General features: G+C 37.9%; 19 protein-coding genes. 13 read left to right on the top strand and 6 right to left on the bottom strand.

The window, feature by feature from the left end:
- Positions 1 to 190: 190 nt before the first annotated feature.
- Positions 191 to 1,333, bottom strand: a complete 1,143-nt coding sequence (locus LUD75_RS07035) for a serine hydrolase (RefSeq protein WP_232704974.1) — start codon at positions 1,331 to 1,333, stop codon at positions 191 to 193.
- A 419-nt stretch (positions 1,334 to 1,752) separates the two neighbouring features.
- On the opposite strand from LUD75_RS07035, the gene LUD75_RS07030 reads away from it, so the two are divergent.
- Together LUD75_RS07030 and LUD75_RS07025 are read left to right on the top strand one after the other, a co-directional pair.
- A complete protein-coding gene (locus LUD75_RS07030) occupies positions 1,753 to 2,073 on the top strand; it encodes a sigma factor (protein ID WP_232704973.1) in 321 nt (106 codons plus the stop codon).
- A gap of 1 nt (position 2,074) precedes the next feature.
- Complete coding sequence (locus LUD75_RS07025; protein ID WP_232704972.1) at positions 2,075 to 2,587, top strand: hypothetical protein; 513 nt, start codon at positions 2,075 to 2,077, stop codon at positions 2,585 to 2,587.
- 61 nt (positions 2,588 to 2,648) lie between these two features.
- Here the strand turns inward: LUD75_RS07025 and LUD75_RS07020 are convergent, their stop codons facing one another.
- Positions 2,649 to 2,849, bottom strand: a complete 201-nt coding sequence (locus LUD75_RS07020) for a DUF2945 domain-containing protein (RefSeq protein WP_232704971.1) — start codon at positions 2,847 to 2,849, stop codon at positions 2,649 to 2,651.
- A 268-nt stretch (positions 2,850 to 3,117) separates the two neighbouring features.
- Between LUD75_RS07020 and LUD75_RS07015 the strand changes: the two genes are divergently transcribed.
- A complete protein-coding gene (locus LUD75_RS07015) occupies positions 3,118 to 3,699 on the top strand; it encodes a nicotinamide-nucleotide amidohydrolase family protein (protein ID WP_232704970.1) in 582 nt (193 codons plus the stop codon).
- Positions 3,700 to 3,878: 179 nt separating this feature from the next.
- Here the strand turns inward: LUD75_RS07015 and LUD75_RS07010 are convergent, their stop codons facing one another.
- Positions 3,879 to 5,588 (bottom strand): FAD/NAD(P)-binding protein, encoded by a 1,710-nt coding sequence (locus LUD75_RS07010; protein WP_232704969.1) that lies wholly within the window; start codon positions 5,586 to 5,588, stop codon positions 3,879 to 3,881.
- Positions 5,589 to 5,812: 224 nt separating this feature from the next.
- On the opposite strand from LUD75_RS07010, the gene LUD75_RS07005 reads away from it, so the two are divergent.
- Positions 5,813 to 8,146 (top strand): TonB-dependent receptor, encoded by a 2,334-nt coding sequence (locus LUD75_RS07005; RefSeq protein ID WP_232704968.1) that lies wholly within the window; start codon positions 5,813 to 5,815, stop codon positions 8,144 to 8,146.
- 6 nt (positions 8,147 to 8,152) lie between these two features.
- Positions 8,153 to 8,962 (top strand): DUF4249 domain-containing protein, encoded by an 810-nt coding sequence (locus LUD75_RS07000; RefSeq protein WP_232704967.1) that lies wholly within the window; start codon positions 8,153 to 8,155, stop codon positions 8,960 to 8,962.
- 118 nt (positions 8,963 to 9,080) lie between these two features.
- Here the strand turns inward: LUD75_RS07000 and LUD75_RS06995 are convergent, their stop codons facing one another.
- Positions 9,081 to 9,365, bottom strand: a complete 285-nt coding sequence (locus tag LUD75_RS06995) for a DUF3817 domain-containing protein (RefSeq protein WP_232704966.1) — start codon at positions 9,363 to 9,365, stop codon at positions 9,081 to 9,083.
- Positions 9,366 to 9,763: 398 nt separating this feature from the next.
- Between LUD75_RS06995 and fucP the strand changes: the two genes are divergently transcribed.
- From fucP to LUD75_RS06970, 5 genes are all read left to right on the top strand, one after another.
- Complete coding sequence (gene fucP / locus LUD75_RS06990) at positions 9,764 to 11,041, top strand: L-fucose:H+ symporter permease (protein WP_232704965.1); 1,278 nt, start codon at positions 9,764 to 9,766, stop codon at positions 11,039 to 11,041.
- 80 nt (positions 11,042 to 11,121) lie between these two features.
- Positions 11,122 to 11,886, top strand: a complete 765-nt coding sequence (locus LUD75_RS06985; protein WP_232704964.1) for a glucose 1-dehydrogenase — start codon at positions 11,122 to 11,124, stop codon at positions 11,884 to 11,886.
- A gap of 11 nt (positions 11,887 to 11,897) precedes the next feature.
- Positions 11,898 to 12,749 (top strand): fumarylacetoacetate hydrolase family protein, encoded by an 852-nt coding sequence (locus LUD75_RS06980; protein WP_232704963.1) that lies wholly within the window; start codon positions 11,898 to 11,900, stop codon positions 12,747 to 12,749.
- A 39-nt stretch (positions 12,750 to 12,788) separates the two neighbouring features.
- Positions 12,789 to 13,613 carry an amidohydrolase family protein gene (locus tag LUD75_RS06975; protein WP_232704962.1) on the top strand — a complete coding sequence of 275 codons (825 nt, stop codon included), beginning with the start codon at positions 12,789 to 12,791 and terminating at the stop codon, positions 13,611 to 13,613.
- Between the two features lie 3 nt (positions 13,614 to 13,616).
- Complete coding sequence (locus tag LUD75_RS06970) at positions 13,617 to 14,399, top strand: SDR family oxidoreductase (protein ID WP_232704961.1); 783 nt, start codon at positions 13,617 to 13,619, stop codon at positions 14,397 to 14,399.
- 5 nt (positions 14,400 to 14,404) lie between these two features.
- Here LUD75_RS06970 and LUD75_RS06965 read toward each other — a convergent pair whose 3' ends face one another.
- Entirely contained in the window at positions 14,405 to 15,877 is a 1,473-nt protein-coding gene (locus LUD75_RS06965; RefSeq protein ID WP_232704960.1) for a tetratricopeptide repeat protein, read from the bottom strand.
- 98 nt (positions 15,878 to 15,975) lie between these two features.
- Positions 15,976 to 19,128 carry a T9SS type A sorting domain-containing protein gene (locus tag LUD75_RS06960; RefSeq protein ID WP_232704959.1) on the bottom strand — a complete coding sequence of 1,051 codons (3,153 nt, stop codon included), beginning with the start codon at positions 19,126 to 19,128 and terminating at the stop codon, positions 15,976 to 15,978.
- A 197-nt stretch (positions 19,129 to 19,325) separates the two neighbouring features.
- On the opposite strand from LUD75_RS06960, the gene LUD75_RS06955 reads away from it, so the two are divergent.
- The 3 genes from LUD75_RS06955 to LUD75_RS06945 are packed head-to-tail and all read left to right on the top strand — an operon-like array spanning position 19,326 to position 21,505.
- Positions 19,326 to 20,555, top strand: coding sequence for a hypothetical protein (locus LUD75_RS06955; protein ID WP_232704958.1), 1,230 nt, complete (start codon positions 19,326 to 19,328; stop codon positions 20,553 to 20,555).
- 25 nt (positions 20,556 to 20,580) lie between these two features.
- Positions 20,581 to 21,141 (top strand): LemA family protein, encoded by a 561-nt coding sequence (locus LUD75_RS06950; protein WP_232704957.1) that lies wholly within the window; start codon positions 20,581 to 20,583, stop codon positions 21,139 to 21,141.
- Positions 21,125 to 21,505, top strand: a complete 381-nt coding sequence (locus LUD75_RS06945; RefSeq protein ID WP_232704956.1) for a hypothetical protein — start codon at positions 21,125 to 21,127, stop codon at positions 21,503 to 21,505. Before LUD75_RS06950 ends, LUD75_RS06945 begins: the two co-directional genes overlap by 17 nt.
- The last annotated feature ends 92 nt before the right edge of the window (positions 21,506 to 21,597 follow it).

The following is a 21,597-nucleotide window of genomic DNA, read 5'->3' as shown; positions in this document are numbered from 1 at the left end:
CAAATTAAAATTTAGAAAAATTAGAAATTGAGCTTTTTTTATAATTTAATTAACATCTTTTATGATGGTGCAATCTTTCGATTTTTTCTACATTTGCAACGGAAATTTTTTTAAAAGGTTTTCATGGTTATTAGTTTTTATCCCCATTCATTTGGGGATTTTTTGTTTTTAACTGATAAATAATCTTTTATCAGTCTAATGACGATTGTTTTTTTCTGACAAATTCCTGCACCAGAAGTTTTGCCTGTGTTGGTCTTTTTTTCTCATCAACTTTCAATCTGTTGTACATTCCTGTCTTTACGATCACCAAATTTTCTTCCGGAATGATAATGATAAACTGTCCGAGGAATCCGTAAAAGAAACGATAATTGACGTCGTCATCATCATCTGCCCAGATTGTGTAGCAGAAAGCGGTGTTCTGTTTGGTAGGTGTCAGCATTCGTTTGCAAAATTCTTGATCTATCAGCTGTTTCCCTTCCCAGTTTCCGTTTTGCAAAATCAGCTGACCGATCCTTGCAAAATCTCTTGTGGTAGCGTGGATGCAGCAAAACGCTTTTTCCATACTTTTTTCATCGGTGCTCCATTTTGCAGATGATTCCATTTTCAGAGGTTTCCAGATCTTTTCTGAGAGGTAGTCTGCGAGATTTTTGCCTGTTGCTTTGATCAGGACCAGACCGATAAGTTGTGCTGCAACACTTTGGTATTCGTATTTTTCGCCGGGCATTTCTTTGACTTCGACACCCAGTGCCTGCGCAGCAAGATCATCTACAAAGTATTGTTCTGAGTTGGGTGCGAAAGGATGATGATATTCCTCTTCCCAGTCCAATCCGGCCTGCATCGTCATCAGATGTTTCAAAGTGAGATGCTTTCCATAATGGCTTTCATTGTATTGCGGGAAAAATGAAGAGATGAGCGCATCTTCAGAATCCAAATAACCATCGGCAATAGCGCAGCCTACAAGAATAGAAAGTATTCCTTTTGCCATAGAAAAAGAATTGATAAGCGAACTAGCATTGTGATCTTTCCAGTATTGTTCGAGGACAATTTTACCATCTTGAATCACTAACAGCGAGGAAGCTCTGGTTTTTTTGAGATCTTTTGTAAGGCGCTCAGACAGGATTTTTTGATTGTAATTTGATGCTGTTTTCCATTTTTCCGGTAAAGATTTCTGGACAACGTGGTAGGGGAATTTCTCAGCATCATCGGTGGAAGGTGTCAGTGATCCTTCTTTTAAATTGATTCCAATGGCTTTGAACAGATAGCTGTAACGTGAGAGATAAATTACTGCTGTTGCGGCAGTTCCGGCTAAAAAAATGGCTAATACTTTTTTCATCAAAATAAATGTATTTTATATAATGTTTGTATTTCACTTTATCAAAAAGGATGCTATTGGTTTTTGAATAAGGAGATTTTTTATTTCATTAAAACGGCGTATTTATAAGTTGACGATAAATTATATGAAGCGATAATTATTTTTAGCATACAATTTGCAGAGTGAAATTTATCTGATGATTTTATAAATAAATGGCACAAATGATTGCGTTGTATCATTGCATTAAGCGAAACTGATATTAATTTTTTATCGATAGTAGTTTACTCTTGTTTTATCCATTTTTTAATAAGCCGTTAGTACCAGGAATGGAGCAGCAATAATTAGAGTAATAAGCAATGTCCCAAAAGAATAGCCAAATAATAACTGACACGGATCTGTATTTGTTAATCAAGAAAAAAGATAAAGCAGGTTTTCAATATATGTATTCAAGATACAGCTGTACATTATACGGATTGGCTTTGAAATCTGTAGAGTCAAAAGAACAGGCTGAGGAAATTGTAGAACTTACTTTCCTGAAAATCTGGAATTCCATCGACCTTTTTATCAATCAAAAATCGTCGATGAATGTCTGGATAATACAAAATCTTATCTGCACCGTAAAGGAATTTCTCGCTTCCAAAAATATCAGTTATGATTTGAAAACGAGCAATTTCCCCTCTTTTAATTTTGAAATAACGGAGGAAAAGTCGGACAGCTACCAATCGCCGGATTTGAATACACTAACTTTAAACATTCTCTGAAATGAAAAATATTCTCACGAGTTGTTTGATTCTGGGAGTTATCTCCTGCAATTCTCCAAAAGCAGAAGATTTCAGGGAAAAAATTGACGGGCAGGAACGTGTGGCTTTCCATATTGTCGCAGGCAAAGATGGTTATGAATCCAGGAAACTAAAAAGTCTTTTGGATGAAGACTATGATGGCGCCTTAAAAGCTGTGGACCGAAAATCTAAGGCTTTTGATAAGATTATTTTCGATATTAAAAAAATGCAGACGCTGAATGTTGACGAGGCTTCAGCTTTGAAAGGCGCTGCGATCAACTATTACGAGGCTCTCAAAAAACTCCACGCTTATGACAGGAAGGAGATCATTCAGCAGTTAAAAACTAAGAATGTAGATTCCAGTCAATTGCCATCAGAACAAAAAACGTTACTCAATATCTATCGCGAAAAGAAATCATTTTACGAGGACGTTTACGAGCGGGAATCATTATATAGTGAGGCAAAACGGAAATTTGATGAAGCGAATGGTTTATAATTCTGTAAATCTTTAAATTTATTTCACATAGAAAATCGGAATGTGATTTAAACGAACCAATTTATATTTTTTTCAATGCTGATGATTTATGTACAGCCGTTTTCCCGGTTTTCTCACTCATCACTTCATATTGCGGATTTTCCTCAGAAGCTCGTCGCTGTTTTTCCATAAACATAAAATCAGCGGTATGTATTTTTGTAATGATCCCGTGCGTTTCGCCGTACCGAAATTTCCATTGCACTCTGTCTCCTTTTTTTAGCATTATCTTAAATTTTAGCGGTAAACAATTATATAACCAAAATGATTTGATGATTCACAGATCTCCAAATATCATACCTTCAAATAATCGAAATCAAAACTCATAAGCACGATTTTATATTTACCTTAATAATAATCGTTTATTGTTTGCATAAAAATATTTGATAATATTTTAGGAAATGATTGAAGTCATAAGAAAAGGGTCTTTGTTTTGCTAATTTCGTTTTGTAGCATCTGGAAAATCAAATGCTGTCCTAAAGATTATTTAATTTATGATTCTAAAATCATCGCAGATAGGTGTCAGTTCTGATGAGCTGTCCGTTAGATCGCTTATTTTTTTTATTGTTGAACTTCAAAACTTACTCAATTATATTGGAAGCCGTATGCTGAAGAATGACGAAACGATTTCTGTTGCAGAAAGTGTGACTTCGGGATTTTTACAGTTTTCATTTTCGCAGATGAAAGATTCGTCGAAGTTTTTCACGGGTGGAATGACGGTTTACAGCCAGGAAGAGAAATCAAGACTTCTAAATGTTGATCCTCAGGAAGCACAGGAAGCGAATGGCGTATCTTCTCTCATTGCAGAAACGATGGCGCTGAATGTCGCTAAACTGTATAAAACCGACTGGTCCATTGCAGTAACAGGTTATGCGACGCCGGTGGAGGAATCAAAAGGAAAACTCTACGCTTATTTTTCAATCACCTATAAAGGAAACGTGATTCTATCAGAGCGATTGGATTTGCATTCCAGGACAAAAGCTGTGAACGCTCAGCTTTACTACACTGAATTCATTCTTGGATGCTTCAAACTGGAACTGGACAAGTTAAAGCAGGAACGGATTGTGAGCAAGTAAATCTCGGCATTGCTTCAATCAACTTAATTTTTAACACAGAAATTTTAAAGTATCAAACAATAAATCCCGCAATGAAAATTCATACGGGATTCTGTAAAACATAGATTTGATTATGAATAGGTAAAATTTGGTTTCCTGATAAGTATATTTTTGATTGTAAATATTGATTAAAAATTAAACTACTTTATCGCCATTACAATTCGGCTGGCGGCTGTATCACAAAAATCCAAACCAGAATAATCGGGATTGAGTCCGCCAATGAATGGTACTGCCATTATAAAAAGATTGTCCACAGCCTGTCCGTATGTGTCGAGCGACTGAAAATAATCATTGATTTCCAAACCGTGAACTTTCATATAATAATTATCGTTTTGCCCTTTTATTACTGAGACTTCACTGTTTTCCTGTAGTTCTAAAGCATTACTGTTTTCCTTAAAATTAAGATACGCAGCGCTGACCAACTCACTTGATCTTAAACTAGCAAAAGGTAAATCTGATACTTCCAAAGGCTGTTGTCCGACCGCATCGATGTACAACTGATAATGTTTCTGAAATTGTTCATTTTCCGCTGATTTGTAGTGATAAATTCCTCCGGCCTCTGTATGCGGCTCTACAAAACTTTCCTTATCAACCTGAATCAAATCAATAATTCCGGCGTCATACAAAGCAATAATCTCTTTATAAGATGACTGCGGAAGGGATGCAATGATAATGGATATAAGCGGTAAAAGTGTTTTCCTAAGGCGCGTCATATCTTCTGCAGAGAAATGCTTTGCGGGATAATTCATAGAGTAACTGAAAGCAGAAAGTGCCTCTTTCCAACTTACAGACTGATGTCTTTTTATCGATTTTTCTGCCTCGGTGTATTCTGCTTTGAAAAGCTGGAAACTGTCAAGTTCTTTTCGGATTGTCATCATCTCAGCCACAAATTCTTCAATGCTGAGGTCTTTTATTTTTTGATGAAAATCGGGATCTTTCTGTTTAAGAGGCTTTTTGAAATTGATTTCAAAAACATAATCAAGATCAACAAAACCATTGTGATTTTTCTTGTAATCATAGATTTCATCCAGTGACATTGTCCACTCATTAGAATATGCTTCATCTTCAGAATGAAATCTTAAGGCAGGCAAAAATCCGCCTGTCGAGAACATATCGATTCGAAAGTTTTCAGAACCTTCGTTCAATGTATATTTCAATTGGCCATCCGGCATTGCTTCGTACTTGCCATTTAGTCTGGAATGTGTTTTCACGGCATCTACAGCCGTCAGCGAAGTTCCGCGAATTGCAATGGGATGATTGGAATAAGACTGGAATTTTGACGGCGGATACGGAGAATCATACCAGCCTGTTTTGTCATCTTCGTGTTTTTTAGGCCAGTAATGTCCGGTGCACAGAATGACTTTATGAGTTACATATTCTTCGGTCTGATTGACAATGATTTTAAATTCCTTTCCATCATTGATTTTAATAATATCATCAACAATACTGTTTGTTTTGGTAATGACCTTGATTCCTTTTTTCTTCGCTATTTTGGTGTAATGCTTAAAATTGAATTCCAAATAATTTCCCAAAAGAAGTCTTGGAATGACCTGATACGGATTACACTTTCCGTCCCTAGAGAAATCAGGAAAGTCAGCAGTCGGATTTTGACTCAAATATTCTTCAAAACTAATTTCAAAATGGGGAAGTTCATTTGCTGAAACATTGGCAACGTGTTCTTTGGAAGCTCCCAGTTTTCCGTAAGGCATGCCAACGCCCAGTCGGTCATTTTTCTCAAAGATGTGAACCGTTGTCGCCGTGATGTTGCTGTCAAAAATATTCTTCAAAACCAGTAGCGCAGCTGGCCCTCCGCCGATAAGCGCAATAGTATTTGAGTCTATATTTTTCATATATAAAGTTTGATTATTCTCATCATCTCAAATTGTGTACCTACTTTATAATTACATAAGCACAAAATAAATATTAATTTATGTTTTAGATCATAAAACAGAAAATTCGCAGATTACTGATCTCGTTTCTTTGTCAACGGGCAATATTAATTTTTTACAGCATTGCGAAACACAGAATGATGGTAAGTTCCGAAAATTATATCTTTACTGCGTAATACACATCAATGCAGATATCCTCCTTCAAAATTGCAAGTTCTATCGCTGCAGTTTGCCTTAGTACCGTCGTTTTTGCACAGCAGAATTATTCGGTGAGCGGTACCATCAAAGATCAGAGAAATGGCGAAATACTGATAGGCGTTGCGGTCAGAATTGCAGAAGATCCTACAATTTCTATCAATGCCAATGAGTATGGTTTTTACTCACTTTCTCTCCCGAAAGGTTCGTACACATTGATGATTTCAAATCCTGGATTCAGAGATTTTCAGCAGATGATTACTGTTGAAGATAATATTAAGCTTAATATTTCATTGAGCCAGGAAGACGAGGCAAAAACTTCAAACATTGATGAAGTTGTCATCTCCGCCGTGAAAAAAGACAAAAATCTTTCCACAGCGCAAATGGGAACCGAGACTTTGAGCATCAAACAGATCGAAAAACTGCCTGTTCTCTTCGGTGAAAAAGATGTGATGAAAACAATTCAGCTTTTGCCTGGCATTAAAAGCAACGGCGAGGGAAGCAGCGGTTTCAGTGTAAGAGGTGGCGCGACGGATCAAAACTTGATTTTGCTGGATGAAGCTCCTGTCTACAACGCTTCACATTTGCTTGGCTTTTTCAGTACATTTAACAGTGATGCACTCAAAGATGCGAGCATTATCAAAGGAAACAGCCCGGCTCAATACGGTGGCCGATTGTCTTCTGTTCTGGATGTGAAAATGAAAGACGGAAACAACAAAGATTACAACGTCACAGGGGGAATTGGTTTAATCAGCAGCCGATTGAGCGTGGAAGGTCCTATTCAAAAGGAAAAATCATCTTTCATTATTTCCGGAAGGCGAACGTATGCGGATGTTTTTTTGAAAACGACTGACGATTTCAAGGACAGCAAGCTTTATTTTTATGATTTAAACTTAAAGGCCAATTATCAAATTAATGACAATAACCGATTATATTTATCAGGTTACTTCGGGCGAGATGTTCTTGGTTTGGGAGATACTTTTGCTACCGATTGGGGAAATACAACTGCGACTTTGCGATGGAACAGCATCATCAACAGCAAATTGTTTTCGAACACCTCATTCATCTACAGCAATTACAATTATAACGTCAGTTTAACGAGTAATGACAATACTTTCGGACTGGACTCTCAGATTGAAGACTGGAATTTAAAACAGGATTTTACCTGGTTTGCCGGAAATAAACATTCTGTGAGATCTGGATTGCAGTCGATCTATCATACGATTTCGCCAAGTAGTGCATCAGGAACCAGTATAAGCAGTTTTCCGAGAAATCCTAGATATTCCTGGGAAAATGCTTTTTATATGAATGATGATTTCAAAGCGACAGAAAAGCTGACCATCAATTATGGATTGCGACTGTCTATGTTCAGTGTTTTGGGTGGCGACACTTTTAATACTTATGAAAACGGAACCATTATCAATTCTGAATTTTTGGAAAAAGGAAAATTCGGAAAGACTTATATTAATCTCGAACCAAGAATCACAGCGAACTACAGAATTAATGAAGTCAGCAGTGTCAAAGGTGGATTTTCCAGAAACACTCAGAATTTGCATCTGCTTAGCAACAGCGGAAGCGGAAATCCTACCGACCAATGGATTGGAAGCAGTTACACCGTGAAACCTGAGATTTCTGACCAGATAAGCGCAGGCTACAGCCGAAACTTCAGCAATAATAATTACGAATTGAATGCTGAGATTTATTACAAATCAATGCAAAACCAAATTGACTATAAAAATGGCGCGCAAATCACATTTGACACAGCTTCCGATGTTGAAAGCGAATTGCTATTCGGAAAAGGAAGAGCTTACGGTTTAGAATTAATTGCCAAGAAGAAAAGCGGGAAGCTCACAGGTTGGATTTCCTACACTTTATCAAAAACGGAAAGAAAAATCAACGGAATCAATGATGATGAATGGTACAACGCCAGACAGGACAAAACCCACGATCTCTCTGTGGTCGCCACTTATCAATTAAATCCAAAATGGTCTTTATCCGGTTTATTTCTTTACAGCACAGGAAATGCAGTCACTTTCCCAACCGGAAAATACGAACTGAACGGACAAACCGTCTTCCAATACAGCAACAGAAATGCCGACAGAATGCCCGCTTACCACAGAATGGATCTAAGCGCAACGTATGAGCCGGTTTCGAAAAAACGTTTCAAAGGTTCCTGGTCATTTGGGATCTATAATGTTTACGGCAGAGAAAACGCGTACACGATTAATTTTGAAGATAATCCGGACAGACCGGGAACTACCAGAGCGATGCAGACTTCGCTGTTCCGATGGGTTCCAAACATTACTTACAATTTCAAATTCTAAATTAAAATGATGAAAAATATATTGTTATTCCTATTCTCTCTTTTTCTGATCCTGTCTTGCGAAAAAGAAATCGACCTCGATTTGGATGATCAAAGCGGAAAGATTGTAATTGAAGGAAATATTACAGATCGGCCCGGACCATATTTTGTGAGAATTACAAAGTCAGTCGCCTTTACGCAGGCCAATGAATATCCTGCGGTAGAGAACAGTGATGTGGTTTTGAGTGATGATCTGGGACAATCCGAAATTTTAAAATATATTGGAAATGGATATTATCAATCTTCAAATTTTCTGGGACAATCCGGGCGAACCTACACTTTGAAAATCCAGGCAGATGGAAAAGATTATATCGCTAAAAGTACAATGCCGGAAGCGGTAGATTTTGAAGGTTTGGAGCAGGATTCCTTTCTGGTAGCCGGAGAAGTGAGTTATACGCTGTTACCGATTTTTACAGATCCGCCTGCATTGGGAAATCGCTACCTTTTTCGCTACACGGTAAACGATCGGTCGAAAGCTAATTTCCTGGAATTCTCGGATAATGTCAATAACGGATTGCCAAACCAACGACCACTTCTGCTGCCAAATGATGACGAAGACGGCAGCGTAAAAGTAAAAGTGGGCGACACAGTGACGGTCGAAATGAACTGCATTGATGATAAGATTTATACTTATTTTTCTGCATTACTCCAGCTTTCGGGTGGCGGTGGACCAGGTGGCGGGATTACGCCTACAAATCCGCCCAGCAATATTAGCAATGGAGCGTTAGGATATTTTTCAGCACATACTGTAAAAATAAAAACTGCGGTCATTGAATAGCAGACTTTTTCATTAATGGAACATTTCTCTATTAATGATTTTAATTCGGCAGCTATACTAGATTAAGTTTGCTATAAAACTGTCGATTCAAAAACCAAAGTCACTTTGAATTGTTTCCTTATTTAGGATATTCCTGTTCTAATTTTTTATCCAGCAGAAAAGGAATAAACGGGAGCACAGAACCTAGCAGATAGAGTGCAATTCTAATCAGACTCCAACGGTATTTGATGGAAGCAATCACGAGACAAACAAAAAATGCCAGAAACAAAATACCGTGAATCCAGCCAAAATATTTAACAGCCTCTGGAATATTAAAAAAATATTTTAAAGGCATTGCAATGAAGAGCAAAATGAGATAAGAAACGCCTTCTATCAAAGCTGTCTTTCGGTATAATTGGATCATTTTTAATGATTTGTTTTTTTTGATTTCAGAATGTGGTTACAATAATAATCGATTTCGGTGGAGTAGGCAACAGAAGAACATTTATTCGAAATAATTAAGGACAACCAAAAATGATTTGGTTGTTTTTTTATGCGTTATTCTCAGCGCTATTCATCTCCTTTTTTTGAATTTAAAAGTGGAAATAAAGATTTGTAAATTCTCAACCGAACAGCGTTGTATTTCAACTGTCTTGTACCGTCCTGTAACATTAATCCGGAAAATATATATAATTTTAAAAAATAGGAAAGTTTGAATTTTTTCAATCAGAATTAATGAAATTTTATTTTAAAATAAATTGTGAACTGGATTAAACTTTTCATTTTCATCTGACCCCCAATCAATAATTAACAAACCAACCAATGAAAAATGTCCAATCGGAAAATTCGTTTCTTTCTGCAGCCAGAAAGAGGAACTACAGCTTTCCACTCATTCTCATCACGAGTTTGTTTTTCTTTTGGGGTTTCATCCATAATCTGGATCCGATTCTGATCAAACATTTGCGAAGTGCTTTTCAGCTCAATCATTTCCAGGCTTCGTTGGTAGATTCATCTGTTTTTGCAGCGTATTTTTTACTTGCAATTCCCGCCGGATTAATTATTCAGAAGTATGGTTACAAAACCGGAATTCTTGTCGGTTTGTTCTTTTTTGCAGCCGGCTGTTTTATGTGTGTTCCCGCAGCCAATACGATTAGTTACCCATTTTTCCTTGGTGCACTTTTCATATTATCGTGCGGCTTGGCAATACTCGAAACTGCGGCAAATCCATACATCACTATTTTGGGTGCACCGGAAAAGGCAACACAAAGATTAAACTTTGCCCAGTCGTTCAATGGTTTGGCAGCCTCTGTCGCTCCAATTGTTGGCGGTATTTTTATTTTAAGTGACGAACCAAAATCACAGAATGAAATTGCCACGCTCAATCAGACAGCAAAACTGGCCTACATTCAGGCAGAAACTTCACTCGTGAAAGGACCGTACATCATATTGGGCATTATCATTTTGCTGGTGATGTTTTTATTCTTATTCGTAAAACTACCTGATGTTACTGAAAATAAGGAGAAGTCATCTAAAAATTTTCTGCAGGTTTTGGGCGTAAAAAATGTCGGTTGGAGTGTGCTAGCTCAGTTTTTTTACATCGGGGCACAGATTTATATCTTCAGTTTTCTTTTGGTTTTTGCAGAAGACGCAATTAATATGAAGGGTCAGGAAGCTAAATATTATGCTGGTGTCGCAGGATTTTTATTTATGATCGGGCGTTTTGCAGGAACTTTTCTGATGAGATATATTTCGCCCCAAAAACTATTGATGATTTACAGCATCATCAGTATTATTCTCAGCATTTGGGTAATTCTAGGATCGGGAATTTCAACCTTGTATGCACTTGTGGCGCTGACATTTTTTATGTCCATAATGTTTCCAACTATTTTTGCTTTGGGAATCGAAGGCGCAGGACCGGACACAAAACCTGCCTCCAGTTTATTAATTATGTCAATTGTCGGCGGCGCAGTTATACCGCCTTTGGCAAGCAAAATCACAGATATTTCTGGGAATATTCATTTTTCTTATGCTGTTCCATTATTGTGTTTTGTCATCGTGCTTTTATTTTCACTAAGGTTTAGAAATAAAATGTCGTCATAATGATTAATGGTAATCTAAATATCTTGGAGAATAATCTTGAGTCTTAAAAAATTATTTTAATCATTTAATTAATTACATAAATGTTTTCATTAAAAAATAAAAAAGCAGTTGTAACAGGCGGCGGAAGCGGAATTGGACAAGCGATTGCGGTTCAGCTTGCAGCCAATGGAGCAGAAGTTCATATTCTCGAAATTACAGAACAAAACGGACAGGAAACGCTTGAAAAAATAAATAATGCAGGAGGAAATGCTACAGTTTACGCCTGTGATGTCTCAAAACAAAAAGAGGTTTTAGACGTTTTCGATCAAATTGGAGCAATTAATATTCTAATAAATAATGCCGGAATTGCACATATAGGAAAAGCGGACACAACTTCGGAAGAAGATTTCGACAGAGTTTACAATGTCAACATCAAAGGCGTTTACAATTGTCTTTTTGCTGCGATTCCGCAGATTAGAAAATCTGGTGGTGGTGTGATCATTAATATGGCTTCCATTGCTGCATTGGTAGGAATTCCTGACCGTTTTGCCTACAGTACTGCAAAAGGCGCGGTAAAAGCAATGACAATGAGTGTTGCTAAAGATTATATTAATGATAATATCCGTTGCAACTCAATCTCTCCGGCTCGTGTACATACGCCTTTCGTAGATGGATTTTTACAGAAAAATTATCCTGACAACATCGAAGAAATGTTTGAAAAATTATCCAAAACCCAACCCATCGGAAGGATGGCTCAGCCTGAGGAAGTGGCTTCTCTCGCTCTTTTTCTTTGCAGTGACGAAGCTTCATTTATCACTGGTGTAGATTATCCAATTGACGGTGGTTTTACAACTTTAAATAACTAAAAAAATCAAAAATGAAATTAATAAAATTCGGAAAACCGGGACAGGAAAAACCGGGCGTCATTATTAACGATAAAAGATATGACGTCTCGCATTTGGTAAAAGATTACGATGAAAACTTCTTCTCCGGCGATGCCATAGAAAATTTAAAATCTGAAATTAATACGCAGAATCTACCGGAAATTTCTCCCGACGAAAGATTGGGTTCACCTTTAGCAAGACCATCAAAAATAATCTGTGTCGGATTGAATTATAAAGATCACGCAGCAGAAACCAACGCGCCGATTCCACATGAACCTATTTTGTTTTTTAAGGCGACGACTGCAATTGTTGGTCCGAACAATGATTTGATCATTCCTAAAACCAGTACAAAAACCGACTGGGAAGTTGAACTGGCAATTGTCATCGGTAAAAAAGCAAGTTATGTTTCTGAGGGAAATGCGCTGGAGCACGTTGCCGGCTACGTTTTGCACAACGATTACAGCGAAAGAGCTTTTCAACTAGAAAGAAACGGACAGTGGGTAAAAGGAAAAAGCTGCGATACATTTGCGCCGATTGGTCCTTTCATTGCGACGCCGGACGAGATTGAAGATGTTCATAATTTACGCTTGTGGCTGAAGGTCAATGGACAAATGCTGCAAGACGGAAATACTTCTAATCTTATTTTTAATATTCCTTTTATCGTGAGCTATATCAGTCAGTTTATGACTTTGCTTCCGGGAGATATTATCAGTACGGGAACGCCTGCTGGTGTTGGTTTGGGGCAAAAACCTGAACCTTGGTATTTGAAACCGGGAGATGTTGTAGAATTAGGAATTGAAGGTCTGGGAAGCAGCATCCAAAAAGTAAAAGCTCACGGAGAATAAATCATTTTAATATAAATTTCATCTCAGAAACTGATAAAAATGATTATCGATTCTCACGTCCATTTTTGGAAATTTGATCCGATTCGGGATAGCTGGATTACGAAAGATATGAACGTCATCCAAAATGACTTTCTGTCAGAAGATTTTTCTTTGTTCATCGAGGAAAATCGAGTAGAAGGCTGTATTGCTGTGCAGGCAAGTCAAAGTGATGAGGAAACAGCTTTTTTATTAAATTTAGCTAAAGAAAATCCGTTTATTAAAGCTGTCGTCGGTTGGATTGATTTAGCTTCAGACAATATTGAAGAATCGCTTCAAAATTATCAGTCCGAAAAACTAATCAAAGGTTTCAGGCACGTTGCTGAAGGAGAAGAAATTGGTTTTTTACTGAAAGAAAATGTTTTTAACGGAATCGCTGCTTTGCATAAATATGATTACACTTTCGATATTCTATTAAGACAGGATCAGCTTTCTGACGCCGTGAAACTTTCTGAGAAATTGCCGGATCAGCCTTTCATTCTGGATCATTGCGGAAAGCCTAATCTGAAAACAAATGATTTAAAAAGCTGGAAAATTAACATTTCAGAATTAGCTCAAAACCCTAATGTCTATTGCAAAATTTCGGGACTTTTAACTCAGGGAAATTGGAATTATATTAATGAAAAAGAAATTTTTGAAGTTCTGGATTTCATATTTTCACAATTCGGAATCAGACGTTTGGTTTTCGGAAGCGACTGGCCTGTGATGTTGTTGGGCGGAAATTATGCTTTGTGGATTGAATTAATTTTAAAATATGTCAGCCAATTTACACAAACTGAACAGCAGCTTTTCTTCTCAGGAAATGCAATTGAATTTTACAATTTATAAATTATGAATTTAAATCTCGACCAAAAAATAATTATCGTAAGCGGCGGCGCAAAAGGCATCGGAAAAGGTATTGCCAATGTTTTGGCTGAAGAAAATGCATTGCCAATAATCATCGGCAGAAATGAAGATGACAACAAAAAAGCCGTTCAGGAAATCCTGGATTTTGGTGGAAAAGCCGACTTTGTAACAGCCGAACTTTCCCAACCCGAAGAATGCAAAAAAGCTATCGATGAAGTTGTAAAGAAACACGGTAAAATAGATGGAATCGTGAATAATGCAGGTGTCAACGATGGAGTAGGTCTTGAAAATGGATCGTACGAAGGTTTCCTAAATTCATATCACAAAAACGTAGTGCACTATTATCTTTTGGTGCATCACGCACTTCCTTATCTCAAAGAAAGCAAAGGCGCAATCGTAAATATTGGCAGCAAAACTGCTGAAACCGGACAAGGCGGAACATCCGGTTACGCCGCAGCAAATGGAGCCAGAAATGCTTTGACAAGAGAATGGGCAGTTGAGCTTTTGCCCTACAGCATCCGTGTCAATGCCATCATCGTTGCGGAAGCCTGGACACCACTTTATGAATCGTGGATCTCAACATTTGAAAATCCGGATGAAAAACTGAAAAGCATTACTTCAAAAATCCCTCTCGGAAAGAGAATGACAACTTCGGAGGAAATTGCGAATATGGCAGCATTTCTTTTATCTGAAAAATCGTCTCACACCACAGGCCAGCTGATCCATGTGGACGGTGGATATGTGCATTTGGACAGGAGTTTGGACTAGAATATCTAGGAAAAAATGTTCTGTAGATACATTTCTACAGATTCATAATTGCTGAGCTGCAGTTTTTTCTTGAGTCTCATCTTGCACGCTCGCACACTTTGGGGCGAAATGCCAAGAGTATTTGCCATCTCGTTGCCATTGAGTTTTAAGGTCATCAGAACCAATATGCGGACTTCTGCCTCGGTCACAGGAATGCCGCTTTTCTTTATTTTGCTGAAAAAATCCGGGTATATTTCTGCAAAGCGTTTTTTAAATTTGTCCCAGCCATCATCGGTTATTATTTTCTGTTCAAGCAGTTCACTCACGTCGTAGTCAATATCTGTAATTTCTTTGTCTGGCTCCTGGAGCTGGCTGATGATATTATTTTTATGCGTGAGATCTATGATATAGGTTTTAAGATCTTCTTCTTTTATCTGGATCAGCTGCTTCGAATTTTCAAGTTCTAATTCCAGTTGTTTTTTTCTGAATTTGATCACAGAAAGATAGCGGTAAACAAAAAATGCAGAAATAAGCAATGCGATGATGGCGCAGGCTCCGATGAATATTACGCGGTCATTCGTGATTTTTTTCTCATTCTGAAGATTTTTAATTCTGAGGTTTTTCACTTCAATTCCTAAGTTGGCCTGATATTGAGACAGGATTTTACTTTGATTGGCCTGCATAATACTTTTTTCCACCTCATTATGTTTTTTGAAATAATATAATGCGGAATCCGGCATTTTAAATAGATCGTAATTGTGGGAAAGTTCTTCAAGACCTTCGCTGATGCGGACTTTACTTTTAACCAGATAGCTCAGCTCCAGGCATTTCCGTGCGGCGTTTAGCGCTTCTTTTTTATTGCCCTGTTTAGCGTAGATGTTGCTGAGGTTTTGGTAAGCAATGGCTTTACCTTCTTTGTTGTTGATTTTTTCACATTCTTCTAAAGATAAAAGATAGAATTTCAAAGCCTCATCATACGCTCCGGAATAGCGGTAGATCTGTCCTTGATTGTTGTAAGCAACCGCCAGATCTTTGGGTTGGTCAATCTCTCTGAACAATCTGATGGCTTCATTATTTTGGGTAAATGCCGCTTCAAAATTTCTTTGCTCTTTTAATATTAATGCCCTGTTCGTGTTAGTAAGACCCAAAAGCCTGGTCATTCCGTTTTTTTCAGCCAGTGCGGCAGATTCTGTATAGCATTCCATAGCGGCGGTATTGTTTTCCAGCCGCCAGTGTACCAATCCAAGATTATTGAGGAGGGTTGCGGTTTCTTTTTCGTCACCGGATGCTTTTACTTTTTTATAAGCCTTTGTAAAATAGTTGAGTGCTTCCTGATAATTTCCAAGATGCCACTGCTCATCGCCGAGATTCCTGTAATTGGTTGATTCATCATTTAAAGAATGAGTCTTATTAATGATAGTTTCATGACTTTCCTTGTTGCAGGAAACGGCAAATATTAAAATTAAAAAAAGAAGTATTACAGTATTTATTTTGTTCATCTTCAGCATAATAGTTCAAATTTAAATTTTTATACTGCATAAACAAAAAAAGGCTCTGGATATTTACCCAAAGCCTTCGATTTATTTAGTAATTAAAACTATTTAATGATCATCTTTTTAGCTTGCTTAATGCCTGATGATTCTAACTGGTAAAAGTATAATCCTGCTGGCAAATCTTTAGTATCAAAAGTTACGGTGTTTCTGCCGGAAGGATAAACAGCATTTGCTATGACGCTGATCTGGCTGCCTAGAGTGCTGTAAAGTTTGATCACCACCTTGCCACTATTGAGAAGTGTAAATGGTATTGTCGTAGTATTTGAAACCGGATTTGGATAGTTTTGTCCCAATATATCCTGAGTTGAGGAAGCGTTTAAGTTATCCGAAAGTCCAAGAGTGGCATCGTGTTCAGTTTCGAAAAAGTATAGTCCGCTGAAAAACGATTGGTTACTCGCACTGCCCGCCAGCAAAAGTCTGCCATCAGAATGCGGAATAAGTTTTTTTCCGAAGAACTCTGCATATTCAGGTCCGTTAAAAAATGTCTCACCTTTGTTCTGTCCGTTTTTATCAACTTTAATCAAAGATGCAATAGGGAAAGGCTGATTGAATATTTTGTGAGGAAAAGGATCAATTTGAACCTGATCCATAATATAACATACATCAGAAGCATCAATATGGAAATCGTTGTAGTAACGCATGTTTTCGGATGCAAAATCCCAAAGTTGATCACCGGATGCGCTGTACTTTACCAAAGTATTATTAATATCGCCATTAAGTGCAAGACTGTAACCTACCACAGCAATATCTCCACTGGAAAAAGGTTTTATGGTATATGAACGCTCGTCTCTGTCAGTATCACCAAAAGTCTTGCTCCAAAGTGTAGTTCCTGTGGCGCTGATTTTTGCAGTTACAATGTCATCAGCATAGGTTTCTTTATTTTTTGCATAACCATTGATGTAGATGCTGTTGTCATTCGAAATATAAAGATCTGTACCATATGAAGATGAACCGTCAACAGGTACAGAGCTCATCCAACCCGGAGTTCCGTCTGCATTGAACTGAACTGTTGTGAGATTTACATTTTCGGAGATGAAACTGCCGCTGCCGTGTGCACCGGTGAGAATCAGACGTTTGTTGGCATCAACTTTTCCGGCACTTATCCTGTAGATGTTGTTTCCGCTGGTTCCGGGCATATAAGTTTTCCACGCAAGAGAACCGTCAGCAGCCAGTTTGACTCCTAAAAACGAGATGGAAGCACTTCCTTCGGTTTCTTTGGCCGTACCACCAAGATAAACAGAGCCGTCTGCCTGAGGTTCCATCACATAAACCTGAGCATTATAAAGTTCGATGTTCTTTGACCACAGTTGACTGCCCTCAGGTGATAGTTTTATGACTTTCAAAGCTGGAGGATTCTGATCAAAACTAGGCAACAGGCAGACATAAGTGTTTCCGTTGTCATCAGCTCTCGCCACAATGCCTTCAGCAGCATTACCATTTTCTGAATTAAACACGGCATCCCACGCTATATTTCCTTCTGCATTGTGCTTCACAAGAAAATAGTTGTTGTTAAGCATTCCATCGGCATAGTTGAAATATGAACCCGTTGAAAAAGTATTGCCATTCTTATCATTAAAAGAATTCAACATTGTCGCATCTTTTGTTCCAAGATTGGTGTAGACGGCATTCCATTGTGTAGAAGGACTTGTTGTACCAAAAGTTGATTTTACAGTTTCGAACACTGCACCTTTCTCAGTGTAATAGGAATTCACAGAGAAATAAATATTGCCGTTATCATCAGTTCCCGCGCCAGCCATTTGTCCCATCGTTGCCATTCCTGTAGTGGTAGAAATTACAAAAGCAGATCGCCCTAAAAGTTCTCCGTCCGTCGAATATTTATAAGCACGAGCTGCAACATCCTGCTCCCATTCTTCAGCGCCTGGCGTCATACCATTGGCAGACGTTATAATATTACCTTGTGCATCAAAAGTCAATTTCGCATTATTCGTTTCGATAAGATCACTGGTTTCCTTCACCCAATTCTGAGTACCGTCGAGATTGTAAGACAGCAAAACGGTTCCGTCTTCTGAAAAACTGCCTGCGTGACTGCCTGCAACATATAATTTATTGTTTTTAAGACCTGCCTTCCAACCCATTGTTGATTCGCTGTCAGACCTGTAAGTCTGAATCCATTCCTGCTCTCCATCAGGATTATATTTGATGGTTCCTATTCGGTTTAGGAAGGTGTCAAAAGTTCCGGTGACATAGACATTTCCTTCTCCGTCGCTGGTGATTGCCCTTGCCACAGAGTTGGTGACGTCTGCAATATTCTCAGGATCGGTGCTTTCATAATTATATGCCTTTTCCCAAAGTTTAGAACCGGCAGCGTTATATTTAATGGTATGATAATTCAGCCAGCCGTCTGCATTGGGACTGTAGCCTGTAACCAAAACATTGCCGCTGTTGTCCACTGCTAACGCTGTTGCCTCATTCCAGCTTTCTCCACCAGCAGGGTTTTCTGTGTGATGCCATTGTTCAGAACCGCTGCTGTTGTATTTGATAGTGACGTAATCAATAGAATTTCCCGACCAGGCAATTCCGGTAATGTAAACGTTTCCATTGGCGTCGGTAGCGAGACTGTTTGGAACATCAAGGCCTTGTTTGCCATTGTCAAAAGTAGTATCCCAAAGCTTAGAACCGGAAGTGTCATATTTAATGACCCGTATATTCATATCATTTCCATTCCACTTTAGGCCGGATACTATGACATTTCCGGCATTGTCAAACGCAATCTGCATTCCGTATTCTACAGCAAACTGGGCAGCCTGCTCGCGTTTTTGCCAAATTGTCTGTCCATCCGGTCCGATCTTCATTGTAAAGAAGTCACCGGAAGCCTGATTTTCATTTGAACTTCCTCCAGTAATATAAGTATTGCCAAGACCATCTGTTATGGATGCATAAGGAACATTGTTGCCTTTGTAGGCTTCGCCGCCATAGAACTGGTTGGTCTTATTTGCCGTTTTAGATTCTGGTATTGAAAGTCCCATTTGGGCTAACATTTTTTGTTGAGGATCAGCAAAAGCTTTGTACCCATCTTTTGGTTTAAAAGAATTCCAGCGGGACAGTACAGAAATACTTCCATTCTTTTGAGAAGCGAGGTAGCCTTGTTGTTTTTTCAGATTTGTACTTTGCGCGGCAGCACCAATACTGATGCCTGCAGACACAAAAACAAAAAGAGATTTGGTAGTAAATTTCATCTAATCAATTTAATTTTGTTAAGTAAATTTATTCTAAATATCAGTCTTTATTGACTTTAAAGTGTTGACATTGGTGTTGACAAAACCCGGAATTGCTCTTCCAGAGTACTTTTTGCAGAAACTATTTGCAAGAATCGGTTTATGCTTTGGTACTCTAATTGTTTTTCGTAATTTACAGTCAATCAATATTTTTATATATGAGTGAATTTTCTGAGTTCTATAAAACTTTAGAAGTAGACAGCGGACTTTTGATTATGCTCATGGTGATGAGTATCTTTGTAGCCATTTTTCACACGGTCATCATTATGGGACTGTACGAAATTAATCTAAAACCAAAATGGCTTTTCTTTGTTCTGAATCCTTTACTGATCTATCTCTGTTCGCTCTATGACAGCAGATTAGCTGCATTAATTGCGATTGCACTCTTTCTCTCTGTTTTCCTTTTAGGTATTATCGGGATGATTGTTTCAGCCGTCAGAAGTGGATTTCAAAATTCAAAAGAAGAAAATGAACGCAGACTAAGATCTGGAAAACCGGCGCTTCCGCTTTGGAAAAAGATTTTGATCACCTTGTCAGGTTTGTTGTTTTTCGGAGTGGTTTTATCATTGGGCGTTCCGTATTTCATTATTATCGTCTTTATTATTCTACCATTTTTATCTTCATTAAAATCAAATAACAAAAAAAGATTTTACAGATTTCAACGGACATTGCCAACTGCAACCATACGTTCTGTAGCGATGGGTCTGGCAGAAATCTCCGGAAAATCAAAAACGATTGAAACGATGATTTCAAGGATCGGAAGCAAGCAATGTCTTGGTTATCTCTATACTATCGAAAATATTTCTACAGACAAAGACGGCGATAATTCCTACTCACTGGAATCTTCGGAAACAGTCTGCAAACCTTTCTACGTACAGGATTCAACTGGTCAGATGAAGGTTCTGTCAAATGATATAGAATTTATAGATTTCGAAATCGATGAGCGTTATGAAGCCTCAAAAAAGCGGTACACTCAATATCTTCTCAAAGAAAATATGGATGTTTTACTGATAGGTAAAGCAAGTATTCAGGGAATTAACGAACCTGTTTTTGAAAGAGAAGAGATTAAAAATGTCTTCGGAATTTCGCCAGTGGAAAGCGTTGAAAATTATAATACAATGCGTCCCATTTTGCAGTCAGCGGGATATTTTATTTATTTTTGGGTCATTCTCATCGCGCTTATTTTATTAACGCCTGTCACCTTGAACAATGATTCGATAAAGTTTGGAAAGATCAACTTCGATCTGCCTTTTAAAAATTCTAAACCGGTAAAGTCGGTTGATGATTTTTATGATAATATCTATGACAGTTACGAGCAGAGAAACACCGAGCCGGTCGAAAATATGTATGAGGCAGACAGCCTGGAAGTAACCCAGCCATCGGAATAGATTAACATTAATTAAAACAAAAATTATGATACAGATTTTAGCTTACGTTATTATTGGATTAGTCGTTTTAGGACTTCTCAATGTCATTATCTCGACTTACAACAGGCTTGTAATGTTGAAAAATAATGTCGACAAATCTTTCGGAAATATCGATGTACTTCTTAAACAGAGAGCGGACGAAATCCCGAATCTAATCAAAGTTGTAAAAGAATCGATGAGGTTTGAAGAATCTATGCTCACGAAATTGACGGAACTTAGAACCAATTTTCTCAATGCCAATTCGGTGGAAGATAAGGTAGAACTGTCCAACCAAATGCAGACGCAGCTGAAATCTATTTTTGCAGTCGCTGAAAATTATCCGGACATCAAAACCAATCAGAATTTTCAGCTTCTTCAAAACCGCGTTTCTCAGATTGAGGACGCTATTGCAGACCGACGTGAATTTTATAACGAAAGTGTGACAATGTACAATATTGGCATCGCAGAATTCCCAAATCTTATTCTTGCAAAACCAATGATGTACACCAAAAGACAGCTTCTTCAAATCTCAGAACAAGAAAAAAAATACGATGGAATTGCCTTTTAACATCATCGATATCCTTCACAGCATCGAAGCGGAGCCTGGTTTTCTGGTTGCCTTTGCAGCATTTCATCCATTTGCTTTGCTGCTACTTCTGATTCCACTTTGGATCTTTAAGAAAATTGGCGTATACAAACCAGCTGAGGAACTGGGGATTTTCGGTTTTGCGGTGGTGTGCATTATGATGGTCGGCTGGCTTATGGGATTTGTTTCTCAGATTTTATTAATGTTTATGGGCGTTTCCGGAATTAAGATGCTGATGATTTATTTTGCAATGTATCTCTGTGTAACGGCTTGTGTGATCGTCAATGCTAATGGATTGAAGAAAATATATGAAAAGGATCAATTGAAAAAGAAAAAAGTGGCTTAAATAAATTTTATTTTCAATGTAAAATTCAAATGTCAATTGCTGATATTCTAACCAATTTGTAGATAAGTTATTTAGAACGTTTTCATATAGTC

This window comes from Epilithonimonas sp. JDS, assembly GCF_021261315.1.
In the GTDB taxonomy this organism is placed as follows: domain Bacteria; phylum Bacteroidota; class Bacteroidia; order Flavobacteriales; family Weeksellaceae; genus Epilithonimonas.
The sequence above is the reverse complement of the archived record's forward strand: the minus strand, read 5'-3'. Positions and strand labels throughout refer to the sequence as shown.

Coding starts and splice junctions, on each gene's coding strand:
- LUD75_RS06965 (WP_232704960.1), bottom strand. CDS start 15,877: ATGAACAAAATAAATACTGTAATACTTCTTTTTTTAATTTTAATATTT.
- LUD75_RS07020 (WP_232704971.1), bottom strand. CDS start 2,849: ATGCTAAAAAAAGGAGACAGAGTGCAATGGAAATTTCGGTACGGCGAA.
- fucP (WP_232704965.1), top strand. CDS start 9,764: ATGAAAAATGTCCAATCGGAAAATTCGTTTCTTTCTGCAGCCAGAAAG.
- LUD75_RS07015 (WP_232704970.1), top strand. CDS start 3,118: ATGATTCTAAAATCATCGCAGATAGGTGTCAGTTCTGATGAGCTGTCC.
- LUD75_RS06980 (WP_232704963.1), top strand. CDS start 11,898: ATGAAATTAATAAAATTCGGAAAACCGGGACAGGAAAAACCGGGCGTC.
- LUD75_RS07030 (WP_232704973.1), top strand. CDS start 1,753: ATGTATTCAAGATACAGCTGTACATTATACGGATTGGCTTTGAAATCT.
- LUD75_RS07005 (WP_232704968.1), top strand. CDS start 5,813: ATGCAGATATCCTCCTTCAAAATTGCAAGTTCTATCGCTGCAGTTTGC.
- LUD75_RS06985 (WP_232704964.1), top strand. CDS start 11,122: ATGTTTTCATTAAAAAATAAAAAAGCAGTTGTAACAGGCGGCGGAAGC.
- LUD75_RS06970 (WP_232704961.1), top strand. CDS start 13,617: ATGAATTTAAATCTCGACCAAAAAATAATTATCGTAAGCGGCGGCGCA.
- LUD75_RS06960 (WP_232704959.1), bottom strand. CDS start 19,128: ATGAAATTTACTACCAAATCTCTTTTTGTTTTTGTGTCTGCAGGCATC.
- LUD75_RS06945 (WP_232704956.1), top strand. CDS start 21,125: ATGGAATTGCCTTTTAACATCATCGATATCCTTCACAGCATCGAAGCG.
- LUD75_RS07025 (WP_232704972.1), top strand. CDS start 2,075: ATGAAAAATATTCTCACGAGTTGTTTGATTCTGGGAGTTATCTCCTGC.
- LUD75_RS07000 (WP_232704967.1), top strand. CDS start 8,153: ATGATGAAAAATATATTGTTATTCCTATTCTCTCTTTTTCTGATCCTG.
- LUD75_RS07035 (WP_232704974.1), bottom strand. CDS start 1,333: ATGAAAAAAGTATTAGCCATTTTTTTAGCCGGAACTGCCGCAACAGCA.
- LUD75_RS06950 (WP_232704957.1), top strand. CDS start 20,581: ATGATACAGATTTTAGCTTACGTTATTATTGGATTAGTCGTTTTAGGA.
- LUD75_RS06975 (WP_232704962.1), top strand. CDS start 12,789: ATGATTATCGATTCTCACGTCCATTTTTGGAAATTTGATCCGATTCGG.
- LUD75_RS06995 (WP_232704966.1), bottom strand. CDS start 9,365: ATGATCCAATTATACCGAAAGACAGCTTTGATAGAAGGCGTTTCTTAT.
- LUD75_RS06955 (WP_232704958.1), top strand. CDS start 19,326: ATGAGTGAATTTTCTGAGTTCTATAAAACTTTAGAAGTAGACAGCGGA.
- LUD75_RS07010 (WP_232704969.1), bottom strand. CDS start 5,588: ATGAAAAATATAGACTCAAATACTATTGCGCTTATCGGCGGAGGGCCA.